Source organism: Embleya sp. NPDC005575 (genome assembly GCF_040605455.1).
Classification (GTDB): domain Bacteria; phylum Actinomycetota; class Actinomycetes; order Streptomycetales; family Streptomycetaceae; genus Embleya.
This window is the reverse complement of record NZ_JBEXCV010000034.1, coordinates 32,159-51,386: the sequence shown is the minus strand read 5'-3', so window position 1 is coordinate 51,386 and position 19,228 is coordinate 32,159. Positions and strand designations below refer to the sequence as shown.

General features: G+C 71.6%; 17 protein-coding genes and 1 riboswitch. Of the genes, 9 read left to right on the top strand and 8 right to left on the bottom strand.

Translation table 11 applies throughout. The features are described from left to right. Nucleotides 1–51 precede the first annotated feature (51 nt). Nucleotides 52–2,226 carry a 4-alpha-glucanotransferase gene (gene malQ, locus ABZS54_RS14670; RefSeq protein ID WP_355534746.1) on the top strand — a complete coding sequence of 725 codons (2,175 nt, stop codon included), beginning with the start codon at nt 52–54 and terminating at the stop codon, nt 2,224–2,226. 91 nt (nt 2,227–2,317) lie between these two features. Here the strand turns inward: malQ and ABZS54_RS14665 are convergent, their stop codons facing one another. The 3 genes from ABZS54_RS14665 to pepN (ABZS54_RS14655) all read right to left on the bottom strand — a co-directional run bounded on the left by ABZS54_RS14665 (nt 2,318) and on the right by pepN (ABZS54_RS14655) (nt 7,936). Further along, nucleotides 2,318–2,554, bottom strand: a complete 237-nt coding sequence (locus tag ABZS54_RS14665) for a hypothetical protein (RefSeq protein WP_355534775.1) — start codon at nt 2,552–2,554, stop codon at nt 2,318–2,320. Between the two features lie 200 nt (nt 2,555–2,754). Next, nucleotides 2,755–5,301 (bottom strand): aminopeptidase N, encoded by a 2,547-nt coding sequence (gene pepN / locus ABZS54_RS14660; protein ID WP_355534744.1) that lies wholly within the window; start codon nt 5,299–5,301, stop codon nt 2,755–2,757. A gap of 91 nt (nt 5,302–5,392) precedes the next feature. Beyond that, a complete protein-coding gene (gene pepN, locus ABZS54_RS14655) occupies nt 5,393–7,936 on the bottom strand; it encodes an aminopeptidase N (protein ID WP_355534742.1) in 2,544 nt (847 codons plus the stop codon). A gap of 263 nt (nt 7,937–8,199) precedes the next feature. On the opposite strand from pepN (ABZS54_RS14655), the gene ABZS54_RS14650 reads away from it, so the two are divergent. The 8 genes from ABZS54_RS14650 to ABZS54_RS14615 all read left to right on the top strand — a co-directional run bounded on the left by ABZS54_RS14650 (nt 8,200) and on the right by ABZS54_RS14615 (nt 15,350). Further along, a complete protein-coding gene (locus tag ABZS54_RS14650) occupies nt 8,200–8,754 on the top strand; it encodes a disulfide bond formation protein DsbA (RefSeq protein WP_355534773.1) in 555 nt (184 codons plus the stop codon). An 84-nt stretch (nt 8,755–8,838) separates the two neighbouring features. Further along, entirely contained in the window at nt 8,839–9,549 is a 711-nt protein-coding gene (locus ABZS54_RS14645) for a hypothetical protein (protein WP_355534741.1), read from the top strand. Nucleotides 9,550–9,735: 186 nt separating this feature from the next. After that, nucleotides 9,736–11,133 (top strand): aldehyde dehydrogenase family protein, encoded by a 1,398-nt coding sequence (locus ABZS54_RS14640; protein WP_355534739.1) that lies wholly within the window; start codon nt 9,736–9,738, stop codon nt 11,131–11,133. A gap of 130 nt (nt 11,134–11,263) precedes the next feature. After that, a complete protein-coding gene (locus tag ABZS54_RS14635) occupies nt 11,264–11,860 on the top strand; it encodes a biotin transporter BioY (RefSeq protein WP_355534737.1) in 597 nt (198 codons plus the stop codon). A gap of 100 nt (nt 11,861–11,960) precedes the next feature. Continuing rightward, the gene (locus tag ABZS54_RS14630) at nt 11,961–12,719 is read left to right on the top strand and encodes a hypothetical protein (RefSeq protein ID WP_355534735.1); all 759 of its coding nucleotides are present in this window, start codon (nt 11,961–11,963) and stop codon (nt 12,717–12,719) included. Nucleotides 12,720–12,756: 37 nt separating this feature from the next. Then, a complete protein-coding gene (locus ABZS54_RS14625; protein WP_355534733.1) occupies nt 12,757–13,224 on the top strand; it encodes a ribose-5-phosphate isomerase in 468 nt (155 codons plus the stop codon). A 133-nt stretch (nt 13,225–13,357) separates the two neighbouring features. Next, on the top strand, nt 13,358–14,185 hold the full coding sequence (locus tag ABZS54_RS14620) for a DNA-formamidopyrimidine glycosylase family protein (protein WP_355534731.1): 828 nt from the start codon (nt 13,358–13,360) through the stop codon (nt 14,183–14,185). 115 nt (nt 14,186–14,300) lie between these two features. Further along, on the top strand, nt 14,301–15,350 hold the full coding sequence (locus tag ABZS54_RS14615; RefSeq protein ID WP_355534771.1) for a PP2C family protein-serine/threonine phosphatase: 1,050 nt from the start codon (nt 14,301–14,303) through the stop codon (nt 15,348–15,350). A 50-nt stretch (nt 15,351–15,400) separates the two neighbouring features. Here the strand turns inward: ABZS54_RS14615 and ABZS54_RS14610 are convergent, their stop codons facing one another. The 5 genes from ABZS54_RS14610 to ABZS54_RS14590 all read right to left on the bottom strand — a co-directional run bounded on the left by ABZS54_RS14610 (nt 15,401) and on the right by ABZS54_RS14590 (nt 19,028). Continuing rightward, the gene (locus tag ABZS54_RS14610) at nt 15,401–16,249 is read right to left on the bottom strand and encodes an ATP-binding cassette domain-containing protein (RefSeq protein WP_355534730.1); all 849 of its coding nucleotides are present in this window, start codon (nt 16,247–16,249) and stop codon (nt 15,401–15,403) included. After that, nucleotides 16,246–16,989: a cobalt ECF transporter T component CbiQ gene (cbiQ, locus tag ABZS54_RS14605; RefSeq protein WP_355534728.1), complete on the bottom strand. Its 744-nt coding sequence runs from the start codon at nt 16,987–16,989 to the stop codon at nt 16,246–16,248. The genes ABZS54_RS14610 and cbiQ overlap by 4 nt, the downstream gene beginning before the upstream one ends. A 4-nt stretch (nt 16,990–16,993) precedes the next feature. After that, nucleotides 16,994–17,362 carry an energy-coupling factor ABC transporter substrate-binding protein gene (locus ABZS54_RS14600; protein WP_355534726.1) on the bottom strand — a complete coding sequence of 123 codons (369 nt, stop codon included), beginning with the start codon at nt 17,360–17,362 and terminating at the stop codon, nt 16,994–16,996. Then, nucleotides 17,359–18,072 (bottom strand): energy-coupling factor ABC transporter permease, encoded by a 714-nt coding sequence (locus ABZS54_RS14595; protein WP_355534724.1) that lies wholly within the window; start codon nt 18,070–18,072, stop codon nt 17,359–17,361. Before ABZS54_RS14595 ends, ABZS54_RS14600 begins: the two co-directional genes overlap by 4 nt. A 27-nt stretch (nt 18,073–18,099) precedes the next feature. Next, nucleotides 18,100–18,310: riboswitch (cobalamin riboswitch) on the bottom strand. A gap of 172 nt (nt 18,311–18,482) precedes the next feature. Continuing rightward, nucleotides 18,483–19,028, bottom strand: a complete 546-nt coding sequence (locus tag ABZS54_RS14590; protein WP_355534722.1) for an RDD family protein — start codon at nt 19,026–19,028, stop codon at nt 18,483–18,485. Nucleotides 19,029–19,228: the final 200 nt, after the last annotated feature.

The following is a 19,228-nucleotide window of genomic DNA, read 5'->3' as shown; positions in this document are numbered from 1 at the left end:
GTCGGTCGGACACGCCGACACCGAGACCGTTCGGGTGCGATGCTCGCGGGCATGGAGGAACCACGCGTATCGCAGTTGTCTCCCGAATTGGTCCGGCTCGCCTCCGCGTTCGGAGTGGCCACGGAGTATCAGGGGTGGCGCGGCGAGGCCGTGCACGCCGACCCGGCGACGCTGACAGCGGTGCTCGGGGCGCTCGGCGTGGACGCGTCGACACCCGAGACCGCTTGGGCCGCGCTCGCCGCGCACGAGCAACTGCGCCGGACCCGGCTGCTGCCGCCGGTGCTGGTGCTGCGCTCGGGTCGGGCGGCCGGCTTCATCGTCAATGTGCCTGCCGGGCATCGGGTCGAGCTGTGGATCGAGTTGGAGGACGGCGGGATCCGCCGCGATCTCGGCGCGGGGCCCGACCTCGGGCCGCTCGGCGACCCGGTCGGCGCACACCGGATTCCCGCCGATCTGCCGCTGGGCTGGCACACCCTGCACGCCCGCTGCTCACCCGAACCCGAGGAGTCGCTGGGCTCGGGGGGCGTGCCGAGCGCGACCGGCGAGGACAGCCGCGCCTCGTGCCCGGTCGCGATCACCCCGGCGGTGCTGCCCACACCCACGGAGCGCGCGTGGGGATACATGGTCCAGTTGTACTCACTGCCTTCGCGCCGTTCGTGGGGGATCGGCGACCTGGCCGACCTGGCCGACCTGGCGGTGTGGTCGGCGCGTACCCAGGGCGCCGGCTTCGTGCTGGTCAACCCGCTGCACGCGGCCTCGCCGGTGCCGCCGGTGGAGCCATCGCCGTATCTGCCGGTCAGTCGGCGCTTTCCGGACCCGATGTACGTCCGGGTCGAGGCCATCCCGGAGTTCGCCTACCTGACCCCGGTCGAGCGGGCGGTCGCCGAGGAACTCCGGGCCGAGGCTGGGGACGGGCACGACGGGGCCGAGCACCTGGACCGGGACGCGGTGCGGGTGGCCAAGCGGAAAGCGCTCGCGCTGGTGCACAAGGTGCCGCGCGGCCTGGGTCGGGACGCCGACTACCGCGCCTTCGTCGCGCGCGAGGGCCGGTGGCTGACCGACTTCGCCACGTGGTGCGCGCTGGTCGAGGAGTATGGCCCGTCCTGGCGGAACTGGCCCGCGGAATTGCACGACCCGGACTCGGCCGAGGTCGCCGCGGAGCGCGAACGGCTCGCCGGCGCGCTCGACTTCCACCGGTGGACCCAGTGGGTGCTGGCCGACCAGTCGCAGGCCGCACAGGACGCGGCGACGCACGCGGGCATGTCGGTGGGCATCGTGCACGACCTCGCGGTCGGCGTGCATCCCGACGGCGCGGACGCGTGGGTGCTCGGCTCGGAGCGCGGCGGCCGGGTGCTCGCGCTCGGCGCCACCGGCGGCGCGCCGCCGGACGCGATGAACCAGATCGGGCAGGACTGGAACCAGCCGCCGTGGCATCCGCTGCGGCTGGCCGAGACGGGATACGCGGCGTACCGGGAACTGCTGCGCGCGGTCTTTCGGCACGCCGGGGCGGTGCGGGTGGACCACGTGCTCGGACTGTTCCGGTTCTGGTGGGTACCCAAGGGCAACAGCCCCGCCGAAGGCGCGTACGTGCGCTACGACCACGAGGCCATGGTCGGCATCCTGGCCCTGGAGGCGCACCGTGCGGGTGCGGTGGTGATCGGCGAGGACCTGGGCACGGTGGAGCCGTGGGTGCGCACCTACCTGGCCGAGCGCGGCATCCTGGGCACGTCCGTGCTGTGGTTCGAACGCGACGAAAAGGGCTGCCCGCTGCCGCCCGAGCAGTGGCGGGCCGGCTCACTGGCCACGGTGACCACGCACGACCTGCCGCCCACCGCGGCCCGGCTCGCGGGCGAGCACATCGACCTGTGGGAGCGGCTGCACCTGCTGGTGCGGGATGCGGACACCGAACGGGCCGAGGACCTCGCCGACCGCGAGCAGTGGCTCGAACTGCTGCGCCGGCGCGGCTACCTGCGACCCGGCGCGGGCGAGCGGGAGACGGTCGAGGCGCTGCACCGTCTGCTCGCCGCGACGCCGTGCCGGATGCTCGGCGTATGGCTGCCGGACGGAGTGGGCGATCGTCGCCCGCAGAACCTGCCGGGCACCTGGAACCAGTACCCGAACTGGCTGCTGCCGGTGGCCGACGACCAGGGGCGGCACGTCTACCTGGAGGACCTGCCGGTCAACCCGCGTGCGGTGTCGTTGGCCCGGGCCTTCCGCGGTCGGTGAGCCGCGGTCGGTGCAGTCGCGTCCGGTGGAGGGCGGGACATGCCGAAGCCGCCGAGCGGGTGTGGACCCGGTCGGCGGCTTCGGAGGAGAGTCAGTGCTTCTTCTTGATGATGTCCGGAAGCATCACGAGGCCCGCGATGACCACGAAGGCCAGGACCGGGATGCCGACGAAGACCGCGAGGGTCTCGCCGATACCTATGCCGGGACCCGGGTCGTCGCCGTCGTCGCGGATGTTCGCGAAGGCCGGCGCCGAGATCAGCGACATGAGCGTGACAACGGCCGACACGGCCCCGGCGCGAAGTGCATTCCTGTTCACCACGAAACCCACGCTACCGGGCCGGTGGGCGAACGCACGCACCGGGTTGACCCTTCCGTGAAAACCGCCCGCCTCCCGGCCACCCGCCTCCAACGCCAACCGGTGGCCGCGAACGCCGGCCGGGCTGAACCGACAGCCCGGCCGGCGTTCGAGGCCGATCAGCCCGTCCGGCGCTCGAGGACGCCAGACCGCAGGCCGGCCGACCCCGCGCGCTACCGCGCGTCGCGCGCCTGCGCCCGAAGCGCCCGCGCCACCCCGTCGCGGCTTTCGACCACCAGGCGCCGCAGGCCCGCCGGGTGCTCGGCGGTCGCGAGCCACGCGTCGGTGCGGTCCAGGGTGTCCGGGGAGACCTGGAGGGTCGGGTACAGGCCGATCACGATCTGCTGGGCGATCTCGTTGGTGCGAGTCGCCCAGACGTCCGCGATCGCGGCGAAGTACCGCTCGGTGTAGGTCGCGAGCAGGTCGCGCTGGGCCGGCTGGACGAAGCCGCCGATCACCGCAGCCTGGATCGCGTTGGGCAGCGCGTCGGATTCGACGACCGACGCCCACGCCTCGTCCTTGGCCGCGGTCGTCGGCCGCGCCGCCCGCGCCGCGGCCGCGTGCCGACGGCCGGCCGCGGTGGAGTCGCGCTCCAACTCGGCGTCCACGTCGGCGTCGGTGGCCACCCCGGTCGCGGACAAGCGCAGCAGCAGCGCCCAGCGCAGATCCGCGTCCACGGCCAGACCCTCGATCTGCTCCTTGCCGTCGAGCAGACCGCGCAGGATCGCCAGGTGGTCCGGGCGGGCCGCCACCGACGCCAGGCAGCGCACCCAGGCCAACTGATGGTCACTGCCCGGCTCGGCCGCGCGCAGGAAGCGCTCGGACGCGACCGCCAGTTCGGCCAGCGAACGCTCGCGGTGCGCCGGGTCGGTGTACAGCTCCAGCGCGCTGGTGACCTGCCGCTGCAGTGACTGGACGATGTTGATGTCCTTCTCGCTGCCCGCGCCGGCCAGCACGAGCTTGAGGTAGTCGCGCGCCGCCATCTCCGCGTCGCGGGTCATGTCCCACGCGGCGGCCCAACACAGCGCCCGCGGCAGCGGGTCGACGAATTCGCCGATCGCATCGGTGACGAAGGCGAGCGAGTCCTCGTCGAGCCGGATCTTGGTGTAGGTCAGGTCGTCGTCATTGAGCAGCACCACGTCCGGCCGGGTCCGGCCGACCAAATCCGCGACCTCGGTCCGGGCGCCGGTGATGTCCAGCTCCAGTCGGTGGGTGCGGACCAGGCCCGCGTCGGTGCGGTCGTAGAAGCCGATCGCGATCCGGTGCGAGCGCAGCGTCGGCCACGCCTCGGGAGCCTCCTGGAGCACCGCGAAGGAGCTGATCACGCCGTCCGAGGAGGTCTCGATCGCGGGCCGCAGCGTGTTCACGCCCGCGGTCTCCAGCCACTCGCGCGACCACGCCTTCAGGTCCCGACCCGAGGTCTCCTCCAGCGCGCCGAGCAGGTCGGCCAGCCGGCTGTTGCCCCACGCGTGCTTCTTGAAGTACGTCCGCACGCCCGCGAAGAAGTTCTCACTGCCCACGTAGGCGACGAGCTGCTTGAGTACCGAGGCGCCCTTGGCGTAGGTGATGCCGTCGAAGTTGACCTCGACGTCCTCCAGGTCCCGGATGTCGGCGAAGATCGGGTGGGTGGAGGGCAGTTGGTCCTGCCGGTAGGCCCAGGTCTTCATCCGGTTGCCGAACGTGGCCCACGCGTGCGACCAGCGGGTCACCTCGGCCTGGCAGCGCACCGACGCGTAGGTGGCGAACGACTCGTTCAGCCACAGGTCGTCCCACCACTGCATGGTGACCAGGTCGCCGAACCACATGTGCGCGAGCTCGTGAAGGATGGTCTCCGCGCGCGTCTCGTACGACGTGTCGGTGACCTTCGAGCGGAAGACGTAGTCCTCCAGGATCGTCACGCAGCCCGCGTTCTCCATCGCGCCCGCGTTGTACTCCGGTACGAAGAGCTGGTCGTACTTGGCGAACGGGTACGCGAAGTCGAACTGCTCCAGGAAGTAGTCGAAGCCCTGCTTGGTGACCTCGAAGATGTTGTCCGCGTCCAGGAACGGCGCGAGCGAGGACCGGCAGTACACGCCGAGCGGGACGACCGTGCCGTCCGCGGCGGTGTAGCTGTCCCGCACCGCGTGGTAGTGGCCGGCCACCAGTGCGGTGATGTACGTGGAGATCCTGGGCGTCGGCTCGAACGCCCACACCGAGGTGCCGTCGGCGCCGGCCGAGGGCTCGGGGGTGGGCGAGCAGGAGACCACGTGCCACTCGCTCGGCGCGCTGATCCTGAAGGCGAAGGTGGCCTTGAGGTCCGGCTGTTCGAAGTTGGCGAAGACCCGGCGTGCGTCGGCCACCTCGAACTGGGTGTAGAGGTAGGTCTTGCCGTCCACCGGGTCGACGAAGCGGTGCAGGCCCTCGCCGGTGTTCATGTACGCGCAGGACGCGACCACCCGCAGCTCGTTGCTCTCGGCGAGGTCGGTCAGCGCGATCCGGCTGTCCGCGTACACCGAGGCGACGTCGAGCGCCTTGCCGTTGAGGGTGATCTCGTGCACCTCGGGGGCGATCAGATCGACGAACGTGGTCGCGCCCGGTTCGGTGCAGCCGAACTTCAGCACGGTCGTGGACGGGAACGTCGCACCGGTGCCGGTCAGGTCGAGGGTGATGTCGTACGAGTCGACGGACAGGATCCGGGCCCGCTCGCGGGCTTCGTCACGCGTCAGGTTGGTTCCGGGCACGCTGCGCTCCTTGTGGGATGGGCGCCGCCGGGGAAGGGCGGCCGACGGATCGGACCCCGCTCGGGATGCCGGCGGGGTCCGAGGGGGTGGTTCAGTGCCGCTGGTCGCGCTCGCGGGCCTTGAGCGCGCGGGTCACGTCGTCGCGGCATTCCAGGACCAGCCGGCGCAGCGCCGGCACCGGCTCGGTCGCGGCGAGCCAGTCGTCGGTGCGCCGCAGCGTGTCGGCGTCGATCCGACCCGACGGGTACAGGCCGACCACGACCCGGCGGGCGATCTCGATCGAGCGGTCCCGCCACACCGGCGCGATCGCCGCGAAGTAGCGGTCGGTGTACGGGTCGGTCAGCTCCTCCTGACCGGGCGTGGAGAAGCCCGCGATGACCGCGTTGAGCATCGCGTTGGGCAGTTCGTCGGTCTCCACCACGAGTCGCCACCCCTCGGCCTTGGCCTCGGGTGTGGGGCGTGCGGCGCGGCACTCGATCGCGTGCCGGCGACCCGCCGCGGTGCCGTCGCGCTCCAGTTCGGCGGCGATGTCGGGCTCGTCGGCGGCACCGCCCGCGCACAACGCGCGCAACATCGCCCAGCGCAGCTCGGTGTCCACGGCCAGCCCGGCGACCTCCTGATCACCGGTCAACAGGTCGCGCAGGAAGGCGAGTTCCTCGGGCGTGGCGGCGGCCGAGGCCAGGCAGCGGGCCCAGGCCAGCTGATGGTCGCCGCCCGGGGCCGCGGCCCTCAGCTCGGTCAGCGAGCCGGCCGCGAGCAGCCGCAGGCCCTCGGTCCTGAAGGCCGGGTAGGTGTAGCGGTCCAGGCCGGTCTTGACCTGTACCTGGAGCTTTTGCACCACGCCCACGTCGCTCTCCCGACCCGCGTGCCGCAGCACCAGGGCCAGGTAGTCGCGCGCGGGCAGTTCGCCGTCCCGGGTCATGTCCCACGCCGCGCCCCAGCACAACGCGCGGGCGAGCGAGGAGTCGAGCTCGCCGAGCGAGTCGAGCACCGCCTGCCAGGACCGCGGGTCGAAGCGCACCTTCGCGTAGGTGAGGTCGTCGTCGTTGAGCAGGATCAGCGGCGTGCGGACGCGGCCGACCAGCTCGGGCACCTCGGTACGGGCGCCGACCACGTCCACCTCGACCCGGGCGACCCGCTCGGCGCCGTCGTACAGGCCGATCGCGATCCGGTGCGGGCGCAATGTCGGGAACGCCGGCGCGGCCTCCTGGAGTACCGCGAACGAGGTGATCACGCCGTCCGCGTCGGTCTCGATCGCCGGGCGCAGCGTGTTCACGCCGGAGGTCTCCAGCCAGTCCGCCGACCAGGACTTGAGGTCGCGTCCGGAGGTCTCCTCCAGGGCGGAGAGGAAGTCGGCGAGGGTGGTGTTGCCCCAGGCGTGCTTCTTGAAGTACGACCTGGCACCCGCGAAGAACTCGTCCTCGCCCACGTAGGCGACCAACTGCTTGAGCACCGAGGCGCCCTTGGCGTAGGTGATCCCGTCGAAGTTGAGCTTGGCGTCCTCCAGGTCGTTGATCACCGCCACGATCGGGTGGGTGGTGGGCAACTGGTCCTGGCGGTACGCCCAGTCCTTGCGGCGGGCGGCGAAGCTGGTCCAGGCGTCGGTCCAGCGGGTGGCCACGCCCTGCGAGTAGGAACCCATGAAGTCCGCGAAGGACTCCTTCAGCCACAGGTCGTCCCACCAGCGCGGGGTGACCAGGTCGCCGAACCACATGTGCGCCATCTCGTGCAGGATCACGCAGGCGCGGTTCTCGTACGCCGAGTCGGTGACCTTGGAGCGGAAGACGAAGTCCTCGGTGAAGGTGACCGCGCCCGGGTTCTCCATCGCGCCGAGGTTGTACTCGGGCACGAAGAGCTGGTCGTACTTCCCGAACGGATACGGGAAGTCGAACCGGTCGTGGAACAGGTCCAGACCCTGCCGGGTGACCTCGAAGATCTCCTCGTGGTCGAACGCGTCGGCCAGCGACGCGCGGCAGAACCCGCCGAGCGGGACGACCAGGCCGTCCGGGCCGGTGTAGGTGTCGAAGACCGCGTGGTAGGGGCCGGCCACGACCGCCGTCAGGTAGGTGGAGATCCGCGGCGTCGGCGCGAAGTCCCAGCGCGCGACCCCCTCGCGGACCGGCACCGGGTCCGGCGTGGTCGAGTTCGACACCACGTGCCAGTCGGCCGGCGCGGTCACCGAGAACCGGAACGAGGCCTTGAGGTCGGGCTGTTCGAAGTTCGCGAAGACCCGCCGCGAGTCGGCCGGTTCGTACTGGGTGTAGAGGTAGACCCGATCGTCGACCGGGTCGACGAAGCGATGCAGGCCCTCGCCGGTGCGGCTGTAGGCGCACGACGCGAGCACGCGCAGTTCGTTGGCTCCCTCGACCAGGTCGTCGAGCAGTACGCGGGTGCCGTCGAAGACCTGTGCGGGGTCGAGCGCGCGGCCGTTGAGCACGACCTCGTGGACGTCCGGGGCGAGCAGGTCCACGAACGTGGCCGCACCCGCCTCACGGCAGCCGAAACGGAGCACCGTCTCGGAGCGGAACGTCTCCGTGCTGTCGGTGGTGACATCGAGCCTGACGTCGTAGTCCTCGACGCTCAGGATCCGGGCCCGCGTGCGGGCCTCCTCGCGGGTCAGATTCCTGCCGGGCACTGGATCACTCCCTGGTTGGCTGCGGTCCGGGCGATCCTTTCACGGCGGGGGCGGCTGTGTCGGCCCGGTTCTCGGCCGGATCCTCGGTCGGAATCCAGGAATGACGGGGTGCGGTCGGGGGTTGCACAGTCATCGACGGCCGGGCGCGAGGCATCGCGACCAGGCATCAGGATCGAGAGGAACCCGCAGTGACCACCAAGGACAACGGACCGGCCCGCGACATAGCGCACTTCTGGTTCGACCCGCTGTGTCCGTGGGCATGGATGACGTCGCGCTGGATGCTCGAGGTGGAGCAGATTCGCCCCGTGGACGTGCAGTGGCACGTGATGAGCCTGTCCGTGCTCAACAGCGGTCGGGACGACATCCCGGAGGCCTACAAGGAGATGTTGGAGCGCGGCTGGGGTCCGGTGCGGGTGTGCATCGCCGCCGAGCAGCGGTTCGGCAACGAAGTGTTGCTGCCGCTCTACACCGCGCTGGGCAACCGCCGGCACCCGGGCGGCGAGGAGTTCTCGCGCGAGATGATCGAGGCCGCGCTGACCGAGGCCGGGCTGCCCACCGAACTCGCCGACGCCGCCGACTCGACCGAGTACGACGAGGCGCTGGTCAAGTCGCACCACGACGGCATGGACCGGGTGGGCATGGACGTCGGCACCCCGGTGATCAGCGTCAACGGCGTGTCGTTCTTCGGTCCGGTGGTGACGCCGGCACCCAAGGGCGAGGACGCGGGCAAGCTCTGGGACGGTGTGGTGCTGGTCGCGGGCACGCCGGGATTCTTCGAGATCAAGCGCACCCGTGACCAGGGACCGATCTTCGACTGACCGGTTTCGACTGACCGGATGAAACCTGTCGGGTCCGGCTCGGAATCGGCTACAAAGCAAAGCAAAGCTAATTAATCTGGATAAATGACGGCTCCGGAGCGCCAGAGCAGCGTGATCCACACCTCCCGTACCGGGCGACCGGATCCACGCACGCCCAACGGCAACGCCCCCTACGGCTCCCGCATGCCGCGGCTGCGCGACCGCGCGCTCGCCTTCGGGCTGCGCGCGGTCGTGCCGCTGTGGCGGTGTGTGGGACTGCGCACGGGAGCCGCCTTGTTGCGGCACTACCTGATCGGGCGTGGCGCGCCGTTGGTGATCGACCCGGCCCAGCCGCTGCGGGCCAAGCCGTTCCGCCGCGCGGCGCTCACCCACTTCGAGGAGTGGTGGGCGCTCGCGGCGATCCGCTGGCACGACAGCGGCGGCCTCGAGAGCGTCTTCGAGACCACCACGCACTGGCACGGGGTGCTGATCCGGCGCGCGGACGACACCGACTGGTGGCTGGCCATGCGCGGCCTGCAGTATCGGATCACCGGCCGGATCGAGGTATTGCCCGGCGTCACCGCGATCCCGGGCTCGCCGGTGTTGCCCGACGTGCGGTTGGTGTATCGCGTCGAGGTGTACAAGGACTGGGGCTTCGACAAGGGCGCGGGCGAATACGGCGTGTCCTTCACGCCGCTCGCGCTCCTGCACGAGGTCGGTCTGGCCCGCGAATTCCCGGTCACCGGCCGGAGCGGCGAACTGGTGTGGACCTCGAACGGGCCGCACGGCTTCGAGAGCCGGGCGCTCCCCGGCTGATCCTGTCCGGTCGTGGCGCCCCTGACCTGTGTGGTTGCGCTGTGGGTGTGGGGAAATCGGGGCGGCCCGGCTCTGGGGATTGCACACGTGTCGACGTACCCTCGGCGGGTGTCGTGGCCGAGCACCGGTGAACGTTCCCGGCCGCGGCGCCATGTCCCAGTGGCAAGCGGCGAGGAGTTCGGCGGCATGACCAAGGCTTACGACACGATCTACATCGACGGCGCGTGGACGACGCCCTCGTCGACCGAGACCATCGACGTCGTCGACCCCAACACCGAGCAGGTCGTGGCGACCGTGCCGCAGTGCACGCCCGCCGATGTGGACCTGGCCGTGGCCGCAGCCAAGCGCGCCTTCCCCGGGTGGGCGGCGACCCCGCCGGCCGAGCGGGCCGCGCTGCTCGCGAAGGCGCGGGACCTGCTCGCCGAGCGCTCGGCCGAGATGACCGAGGTGATCATCGCGGACATGGGCGCCCCGGCGACCCTGGTCGAGCGGGTGCACCTGGGCCTGCCGCTGATCGTGCTGGGCAGCTACGTCAAGCTCGCCGCCGAGTTCGAGTGGGAGGAGACCATCGGCTCCTCGCTGGTGGTGCGCGAACCGGTCGGCGTGGTCGGGGCGATCACCCCGTGGAACTTCCCGCTGCACCAGATCACCAACAAGCTCGGCCCGGCCCTGGTCGCCGGCTGCACCGTGGTGCTCAAGGCCAGCGAGGTCGCGCCGCAGGCCGCACACCTGTTCTTCGAGATCCTGCACGACGCGGGCTTCCCGGCGGGCGTGGTCAACCTGGTCTCCGGCACCGGCCCGGTGGTCGGCGAGGCGATCGCGTCGCACCCGGACGTCGACATGGTCTCGTTCACCGGCTCGACCCGGGCCGGCACGCGCGTGTCCGAGCTCGCCTCCGCGACGGTCAAGCGGGTCGCGCTCGAACTCGGCGGCAAATCCGCCAACGTGATCCTGCCCGGCGCCGACCTGGAGAAGGCGGTGCGGGCGGGCATCGGCGGCGCGTACCGCAACAGCGGGCAGACGTGCAGCGCGCTGACCCGGATGCTGGTGCACCGCGACGACCTGCCGCGCGCGGTCGAGGTCGCGGGGGAGGCCGCGCAGGCGATGACCGGCAAGCTCGGCCCGCTGGTGAACGCGACCCAGTTCGAGCGGGTGCGCGGCTACATCGCCAAGGGCATCGAGGAGGGCGCCACCCTGGTGACCGGCGGCACGGACCTGCCCGAGGGGGTGGAGACCGGCTACCACGTGCGGCCCACGGTCTTCTCGGACGTGACCGGCGACATGACGATCGCGCGCGAGGAGATCTTCGGCCCGGTGTTGTCGATCCTGCCCTACGACACCGAGGAGGAGGCCGAGCGGATCGCCAACGACACCCCGTACGGCCTGTCCGGCGCGGTGTGGGGACCGAGTCGGGAGGCCGCGGTGGCGTTCGCGCGCAAGCTGCGTACCGGCCAGGTGGAGATCAACGGCGGCGCGTTCAACCCGCTTGCCCCGTTCGGCGGTTACAAGCAGTCGGGCAATGGGCGCGAGTTGGGCCGCTTCGGCCTGGAGGAGTACCTGGAGGTCAAGTCGCTGCAACTGTGACCCGGGACTGACGTTTTCGGTGGTGTTCGACAAAGTACGGATCGGTACCTTGTCGGACACCCCCGTGATCGTGCGATGTCCGATTGGTTAAGTTCATCGGGTCCCGCAACACAAGAGTGTGGAGTCCGCTGTGAGCACTGCCCTTCTCGATGCGCGCCGCCCCGTCCTGGCCGATCTGGTCCCGGCCCAGGTTTTCAAGGGCGCCGCCGTGCGCGACGCCGCGCTGGTCGTCGGCGCGTCCGCGTTCGTCGGCCTCGCCGCCCAGATCTCCGTCCCGGTGCCCGGCTCGCCGGTCCCGGTGACCGGCCAGACCTTCGCCGTGCTGCTCGCCGGCAGTGCGCTCGGCGCGTGGCGCGGGCTCGCCGCGATGGTGCTCTACCTGGGTCTGGGTGCGGCGGGTATGCCGTGGTTCGCGGAGGGCACCTCCGGCACCGGGTTCCCGACCCTGGGTTACGTGCTCGGCATGGTGCTCGCGGCGGCCGTGGCCGGCTTCCTGGCCCAGCGCGGTACCGACCGCAGCCCGCTGCGCACCGCCGGCACCATGGTGCTGGGCAACGCGGTGATCTACGCGGCCGGCCTCACCTACCTCGCACACGACCTGGGCATCTCGATGTCCAGGGCGTACGAGATCGGCATGCAGAACTACCTCTTCGGCGACGCGGTCAAGATCGCCCTGGCGATGGCGCTGCTGCCCGCCGCCTGGAAGCTGGTCGGCCGGCGCGGCTGACGCCCCCGGTCACCGATCGGACCCCGTTTCCCCGCGCACAGGGGGAAACGGGGTCCGATTTCTTTGGCGAGCGGCCACCGCCGGCGCCTAGTCTCGTGCCATGAGACCGGGGGCAACCAAGCGCATCGCCGTCAGCGGAACCGTCGTCGCGTTCCTGATCGTGGCCGGGCTGGGCAACCAGTGGGTGTTCAAGGAGTCCTGGGGCCGGAGCAGTGACAGTGGCAAGTGGTACATGGTGCTGCTGCGGATCGTCGGCCATCCGCTGTGGATCGCGGACAAGGGCGATCTCGGCGACGAATTCCGCTTCAGCTTCACCACCAGGGACGTCACCGCGGGCTACGTTGGCATCGCGGTGCTGTTCGTGGTGGTCGCGGCCGTGCTCGCGTTCGGTGCGCGCGGCCTGAACGAGCGCGCCGGCGGGTTCGTGGCGTTCATCCTCGGCTGGTTCGCGCTGGTGCTCGGCGGCGCCCTCCACGCGCTGACCGTGTTCACGATCGTGCACGACGAAGCCGGGCGCAGGCCCGGCGGATCGGGCTTCCAGGACGCGATGACCACGATCCAGGCCGGGACCTACTTCGGTCTGCTCACCGGATGGCTGGTGGGCCTGGCCGCGGTGGCCGGCTACGCCGCGTCGCGCCGGGCGGCGCCCCCGACCGACTACCCGCCGCCGCCGGTGACCGTCTACGGCCAAGCCGCCGCGTACGGCCCGCCCGGCACACCGGGCAACGTCGGCCCCGGCTTCCCGCCGAGGTCGCCGTACGACGCCCCCACCACCATCCGACCGGCCGGCCCGCCGCCCTCCGCGCCGCCTCGGCCGACCGGTGCGCCGGACACGCCACCCGGTGGATACCGGCCCTGATGGGACGTTCGGGACCGCGCCTGAGAGACTGCGGCCCATGCGCGTTTACCTCGGCTCCGACCATGCCGGCTACGACCTCAAGCAGCACCTCATCGCGTGGCTCGACGCCAACGGCCACGAGGCCGTCGACTGCGGCCCGGCCGTACAGGCCGACTCCTACGACTACCCCGTGTACTGCCTGCGGGCCGGCGAGCGGGTGGCCGCCGACCCGGGCAGCCTCGGCGTCGTGCTCGGCGGTTCCGGCAACGGCGAGGCGATCGCGGCGAACAAGGTCAAGGGTGTGCGCTGCGCCCTTGTCTGGAGCCAGGAGACCGCGTCGCTGGCCCGCGAACACAACAACGCGAACGTGATCTCCATGGGCGCGCGCATGCACTCGCCCGAGGACGCCACGAAATTCCTCGAGGTCTTCGTGAACACCCCGTACAGCGAGGCCGAGCGGCACACCCGCCGGATCAACATGCTCACCAAGTACGAGAACACCGGCGAACTGCCGACCCTGCCGTAGTCCACGCCGTACCCACCCGCCCCCGATCGGTGCGCCCGGTCGGGGGCGTCGGCGTGTCGGTGCGGGTCGCTAGCGTTGAGGTGTCACACCACCCCGCATCCCATCCGACCGTCGTCGCTGCGTTGGAGGCCGCGTGCCCGAGGGCCACACCATTCACCGTCTCGCCACCACCCACCAGGAGCGGTTCGGTGGACTGCCGCTGCGGCTGACCAGCCCGCAGGGGCGCTTCGCGGAGAGCGCGGCGCTGCTGGACGGCGAGCGACTCGTCTCCACCGACGCACACGGGAAACACCTGTTCCTGGAGTTTTCCGGCGAGCGCTTCATCCACGTGCACCTGGGCCTGTACGGACAGTTCTCCTTCGGCGAGGGCGACAAGCTGCCCGACCCGGTCGGCCAGGTCCGACTGCGGCTGGCCGCGAAGGTGCCGGGCGGGGCGGCCTGGGCGGATCTGCGCGGGCCGACCGCGTGCCGGCTCCTGGACCGGGCCGAGAAGGACGCGGTGCACGCCCGGCTGGGCCCCGACCCGTTGCGGGCGGACGCGGACCCGGCGGCGGCGTGGCGCCGGATCCAGCGCAGCGCGAAGCCGATCGGCGCGCTGTTGATGGAACAGGACGTGCTCGCCGGCGTGGGCAACGTGTACCGCGCCGAGGTGCTGTTTCGCTTCGGGGTCGACCCGAGGCTGCCCGGCAGCCGGCTCGCGCGGGCGACGTGGGACGCGATGTGGGCCGACCTGGTGCTGCTGATGCGCGAGGGCGTGCGGCTGGGCCGGATCGACACTGTGCGGCCCGAGCACACCCCCGAGGCGATGGGCCGCGAGCCGCGCAAGGACGATCACGGCGGCGAGGTCTACGTCTACCGGCGCGCCGACATGCCCTGTTTGGTGTGCGAAACCGAGGTCAGGACCGCCGAGTTGGTCGGCCGGAATCTGTTCTGGTGTCCCACCTGTCAGCCGTCGGCGTAACCTCCGGTTGATGACCGTTCGGTAGTGTCGCGGGGTGGCCGCGCCGACGAGCAGCAGAAACCGGGTGGGCAGGACCGGGAGGCGCGCGGCACTGGCGCGCTCCGCTCGGCGTGTCGTGTCCTGGCTGCGGCATCGGATCCTGCCCTCGGACGGGTTCGCCCTGGCCGGGCTGCTGGCCTCGGTCACCGCGTGCGGCCTGCTGTCGGACGTGGACGCGTCCTGGTTTCCCGCGACCATGGCGGCGGTGCCCATCCTGATCGGCGGGCTGGTGCTGCGGATGCCCAGCCTGCTGCTCCTGTACGCGGCCACCGCCGGAGTCCTGGTCGCCCAGCACCAGGTGCACGATCCCGACGAGGTCACCGGCGGCACCGTCCTGGTGGTCGGGGCGATCGCGGGCATCGTGCTGCTGATGGCCCGGATGCGGACCCGGCTGGGGGTGCAGTGGACGCGCGGCGAGTCGATGTTGTTCGACCTGCGCGACCGGTTGCGGGCGCAGGGCGAGATGCCGGTGCTGCCACCGCAGTGGCATACCGAGGTGGTGCTGCGGCCGGCCGGTGGGCAGTCGTTCTCCGGTGACTTCCTGGTCGCCTCCCGAGGGGCCGGCGGCGGGCGGGTGCTGGAGGTGGTGCTCGTCGACGTCTCCGGCAAGGGGTTGGCCGCGGGCTCGCGCGCGCTGATGCTCTCCGGCGCGTTCGGCGGGCTGCTCGGGTCACTGCCCCCGCGGGACTTCCTGCCGGCGGCGAACGACTACCTGTTGCGCCAGGAATGGGCGGAGGGCTTCGCGACGGCGGTGCACGTGGTGCTCGACCTGGAGTCGGGTGAGTACGAGTTGATCTCGGCGGGTCACCCGCCGGGCGTGCACTGGATCGCCGGGTCCGGCCGGTGGCAGGTGATCGAGGCGGTCGGCCCGCTCCTGGGGGTGATCGAGGACGCCGGCTTCGAGGGCGTCAAGGGCCGGCTGGGCCCCGGTGACGCGCTCCTGTTGTTCACCGACGGCATGGTGGAGATGCCCGGCGAGGACATCGCCACCGGCATCGACCGCTTCCTCGGCGAGGCCGAGCGCATGGTCCGGGACGACTTCCGCGACGCGGCGCGGCGGATCGTGGCGGCGGCCGGTCGCAACGTCGGGGACGACCGGGCGGTGGTGTTGCTGCGTCGGCGCTGACCGGCCCGGGCGGGCCGGCCGGCGGCGGATGACCACCCCGGGGCACCCGGTCAGTTCGGGTGGGTTTCGGGGGTGGTCGGCCGAACTGCCAGGGCCGCGAGCTCGGCCGGGGTGCGGGGCAGCCCGCCCGCCGGCATCAGCCCGTGTGCGGCCAGCACCGCGGCGGCCGCGTGGGCCCAGGTCGGCCGAAGGCTCGCCGCGGCCAGCAACGCGGTGTCCGCGAGCAGCACCTCCGCCGGCCCGGTGTGCAGGCGCCCGTCGGCGAGCACGGCCGCATCGTCGGCCCAGCGCAGCGCGAGGTCCACGTCGTGCGTCGCCATCACCACCGTCGTCCCGGCCGCACGCAACTCGGCGAGGGTCTCCAGGAGGGCCTCCTGCCCGGCCGGGTCCAGGCCCGCGGTCGGCTCGTCCAGTACCAGCACCTCGGGCCGCATCGCGATCGCCCCGGCGATGGCGACCCGCTTGCGCTGGCCGAAGGACAGCAGGTGCACCGGCCGCTCCGCCAGCGCGGTGATCCCGAGCGCGGCCAGTGCCTCGGCCACGCGCGAGCGCACCTCGGCCGGATCCAGCCCCAGGTTGAGCGGTCCGAACGAGACGTCCTGGGCCACCGACGCGGAGAACAACTGGTCGTCGGGATCCTGGACGACCAACTGCACGACCCGGCGCAGCGCGGTGAGCCCCTTGCGGTCGTGCCGAATCGGCGCCTCGTGCAACTCGACGTGTCCCGAGTCCGGCGCCAGGCCGCCGGTCAACAGCCGCAGCAGCGTGGTCTTGCCACTCCCGTTCGGCCCGAGCAGGGCCAGCGCGCGCCCGGCCGAAACGGTCAGGGACAACCCGGCGAACACCGGCGGCTGGTCCTCGTAGGCGTATCCGATCTCTCGTACCCGCAACGGATTCACGGCACCACCGATACCAGGAGAAGGGTGGCGGCGACGACCGCCGCCACCACGGACAGGGAGCCCGCCACGAAGACGCGCGAGATCGGTACCTCGTCCACCAGCACCCGCAGGCGCCCGTCGTAGCCACGCCCGGCCAGGCCCGCCTCCAAGCGCTGGGCGCGGGCGAACGCGTGCACGAACACCGCCGAGCCGAGCCCGGCCACCGAGCGCCACCGGGCCCGTCGGGTGCGATGGCCCAGCCGGCCGGCCTGCGCCTGGTTGATCCGCGCGGTCGTGTCGTAGAGCAGGAACAACATGCGGTACATCACCGCCGCGACGTCCACCACGGCGGCCGGGACTCCCACCCGGGTCAGTCTGGGCAGCACGTCCGACAGCGGTGTGGTGAACGCGAACAACAACATCGCGAGGCCGGCGGCAGTGGAGCGGGCCAGCAATTCGCCCGCGTGCCGCGGGCCTTCCTCGGCCCAGACGACGCCGTCCGCGCCGACGCCCACGAGCAGCGTCAGGGCGCCGGTCGCGGCGAAGCCCAGCGGCGCGCGGACGGCCCGCCACAGCCGCCGGGCGGGCACCTTCGCGAACCCGAACGCGATGACCAGGACGGTCCCGGCGACCAGCACCGCGCCGGGCCACGGCGGCAGCGCCACCGCGCAGCCGAGCAGCCCGAAGGAGAGCACGGCCTTGTCGGCGGGATGGCGGCGGCGCCACGAACTCGCATGCGCCGCCGCATCGATCGGCAGCACGGGATCAGCGACCCGATGCCGAAACCGGTGCCTCGTCGGCCGCGCCCGCCGGCTCGTCGGGCGTGTCCGCGGCCTCCGGCGCAAGCCTGCGACGGGTGCGCTTGACGCCGAACATGTATCCGACCACGCCCGCGCCCAGGGCGGCCTGCAACGCGAACAGCCCGGACTCGATCTCGCCGGACGGCGGTTCGTACAGCGGGCTGAACCACGGCTCGTAGTCGGGGTCGTTCTCGGTGATCGCGGTCTCGGCCCGGGTGTCGGAGCCCGCGAACGGCTCGTCCTTGTGATCGCCCATCCCGAACACCACGGGCAGCGCCGCGAGCAGCACCACGGCCAGCACGATCAGCAGGTTGATCTTCGTCGAGCGCTTCACTTGGTCTTCTCCTCCTCGCCCGCGACCCGCGCGTCCGTGACCACACCGAGGCGGATCAGGTCGCCTCGACTGGACTGCCGCAGCAAGCGCACGACCAGGACGGTCAGCAGACCCTCACTGATCGCCAGCGGGATCTGGGTGAGCGAGAAGATGCCGCCGAACTTGGCCAGGGCACCGGGAAATCCGCTGTCGGGGTCGGGGAAGGCGAGGGCCAACTGCACGCTGGTGACGCAGTACGTGCTCAGGTCCGCGACGAACGCGCCCAGGAACACCGCGATGTCCAGCGGCATCGTGCCGCCGCGTCGATCGAGCAGCGAGCGGGCCAACCGATACGTGCCGTAGCCGGCCCACGGGCCGACGATCGCCATCGAGAACGCGTTCGCGCCGAGCGTGGTCAACCCTCCGTGTGCCAGCAGCAGCGCCTGGAAGAGCAGGGTGATCGTGCCCAGCACGGCCATGATGGGTGGTCGGAACAGGATGGCGCCCAGCCCGGTGCCGGTGGGATGCGAGCAACTCCCGGTGACGGAAGGGATCTTCAGCGCGGACAGGACGAACGAGAACGCACCGGAGGCGCCCAGCAAAAGGGTGTTCTCGGGGCGGTCGCGCACCTCGCGGGTGAGCGCGCGGGCGCCGTGGACGACGAACGGGGCCGACGCGACGCCCCAGGCGGCGGCGTGTTCCCAGGGCAGATAGCCCTCGGCGATATGCATGAGGAAGGGTCCCTCTCCAACACCTCGTGGACGGACGATCGCCGTGGCCGGTCTCCTGGCTGACGGGTCGTACGTTCACGTCTCCGCCTTCCCGGGGCCGCGCAAGCGGTCCCAGTGGCTTCCCCGAGGCGACGAATCAACGTTTCCGCGGGGATGGAGGAGAACTTCCCGATCACAGTGGCGAGGGCCGCGCCGGCATCGAACCGGCTTCCCGAACACCACGGCGAGCCGACACTAGTGGTCGGATGGACATGGCGACAAGGTGGCTTTTGCAAACCGTGCGCAAGACCACAATGCGGGCGGAGCGGCCGAGCAATAGCCGCATTCCGGAACGCGGTCGACGCGCCGGCGCGGGCCGCGGGAAGGCGACCGAGGTGCTCGAAGGCGAGCACGAGTGCTTCGCGGCGGACTCAGTCCAGGCCGGGGCCGCGACCGCGGACCACCAGGGTGCCCGCCGCCCGGTCGCCGACCCGCCGGCGGCGCCCGTCGGTGAGCATCGCGGTCAGCCCGATCGCGCCGAGTGCGAACGTGTCGACGGCCAACAGCAGCCAGCGGATCCCCAGTTGGCGCCGGCCCGCTCGCCCGCCGGACACGTCCACGACGCGGATGCCGAACACCTGCATGCCCCACGTGCGCCCGTCGTGCTCTGCGGGTCGCAGCACCCAGTACCAGAGCAGGATCGCGACCGCGACGACGACCACGCCGGCGGTGATCGTCGCGGTCAACGGACCGCTGCGGATCGAACCGTCGGGGTGGGTGGGCAGCAGGACGAACAGGAACATCGCGGTCCCGAGCAACAGTGCGGAGGCCACCACGTCCACCAGGAACTGGCCGATTCGGCGCCACGGCACCGAGGAGTCGAGCGGGCTCTCGACATCGGGCAGCCACAACCGGGCACCCGACCGGGCGGGCCGCGCCGAGCGCGCGAAGTGCTGCGGAAGGCTGCGTTCGTACATGTCCTTGTACTTTCCGCAAGCGGGCGGGTTGACTCCCGGCGCGGCCGGATATCGCCGAGATTGCGCCCGGTCGAGGGACATGAGGGCCGACCGGGCACCGGGCGGGTGATCGAGCGGTCACCGGAATGGATCGAAGAGCATGCGCCGGTGGCCCGGTGGCCCTGATGCCCGGAGGCCCGGCGCCGCGCCCGATACCGGGT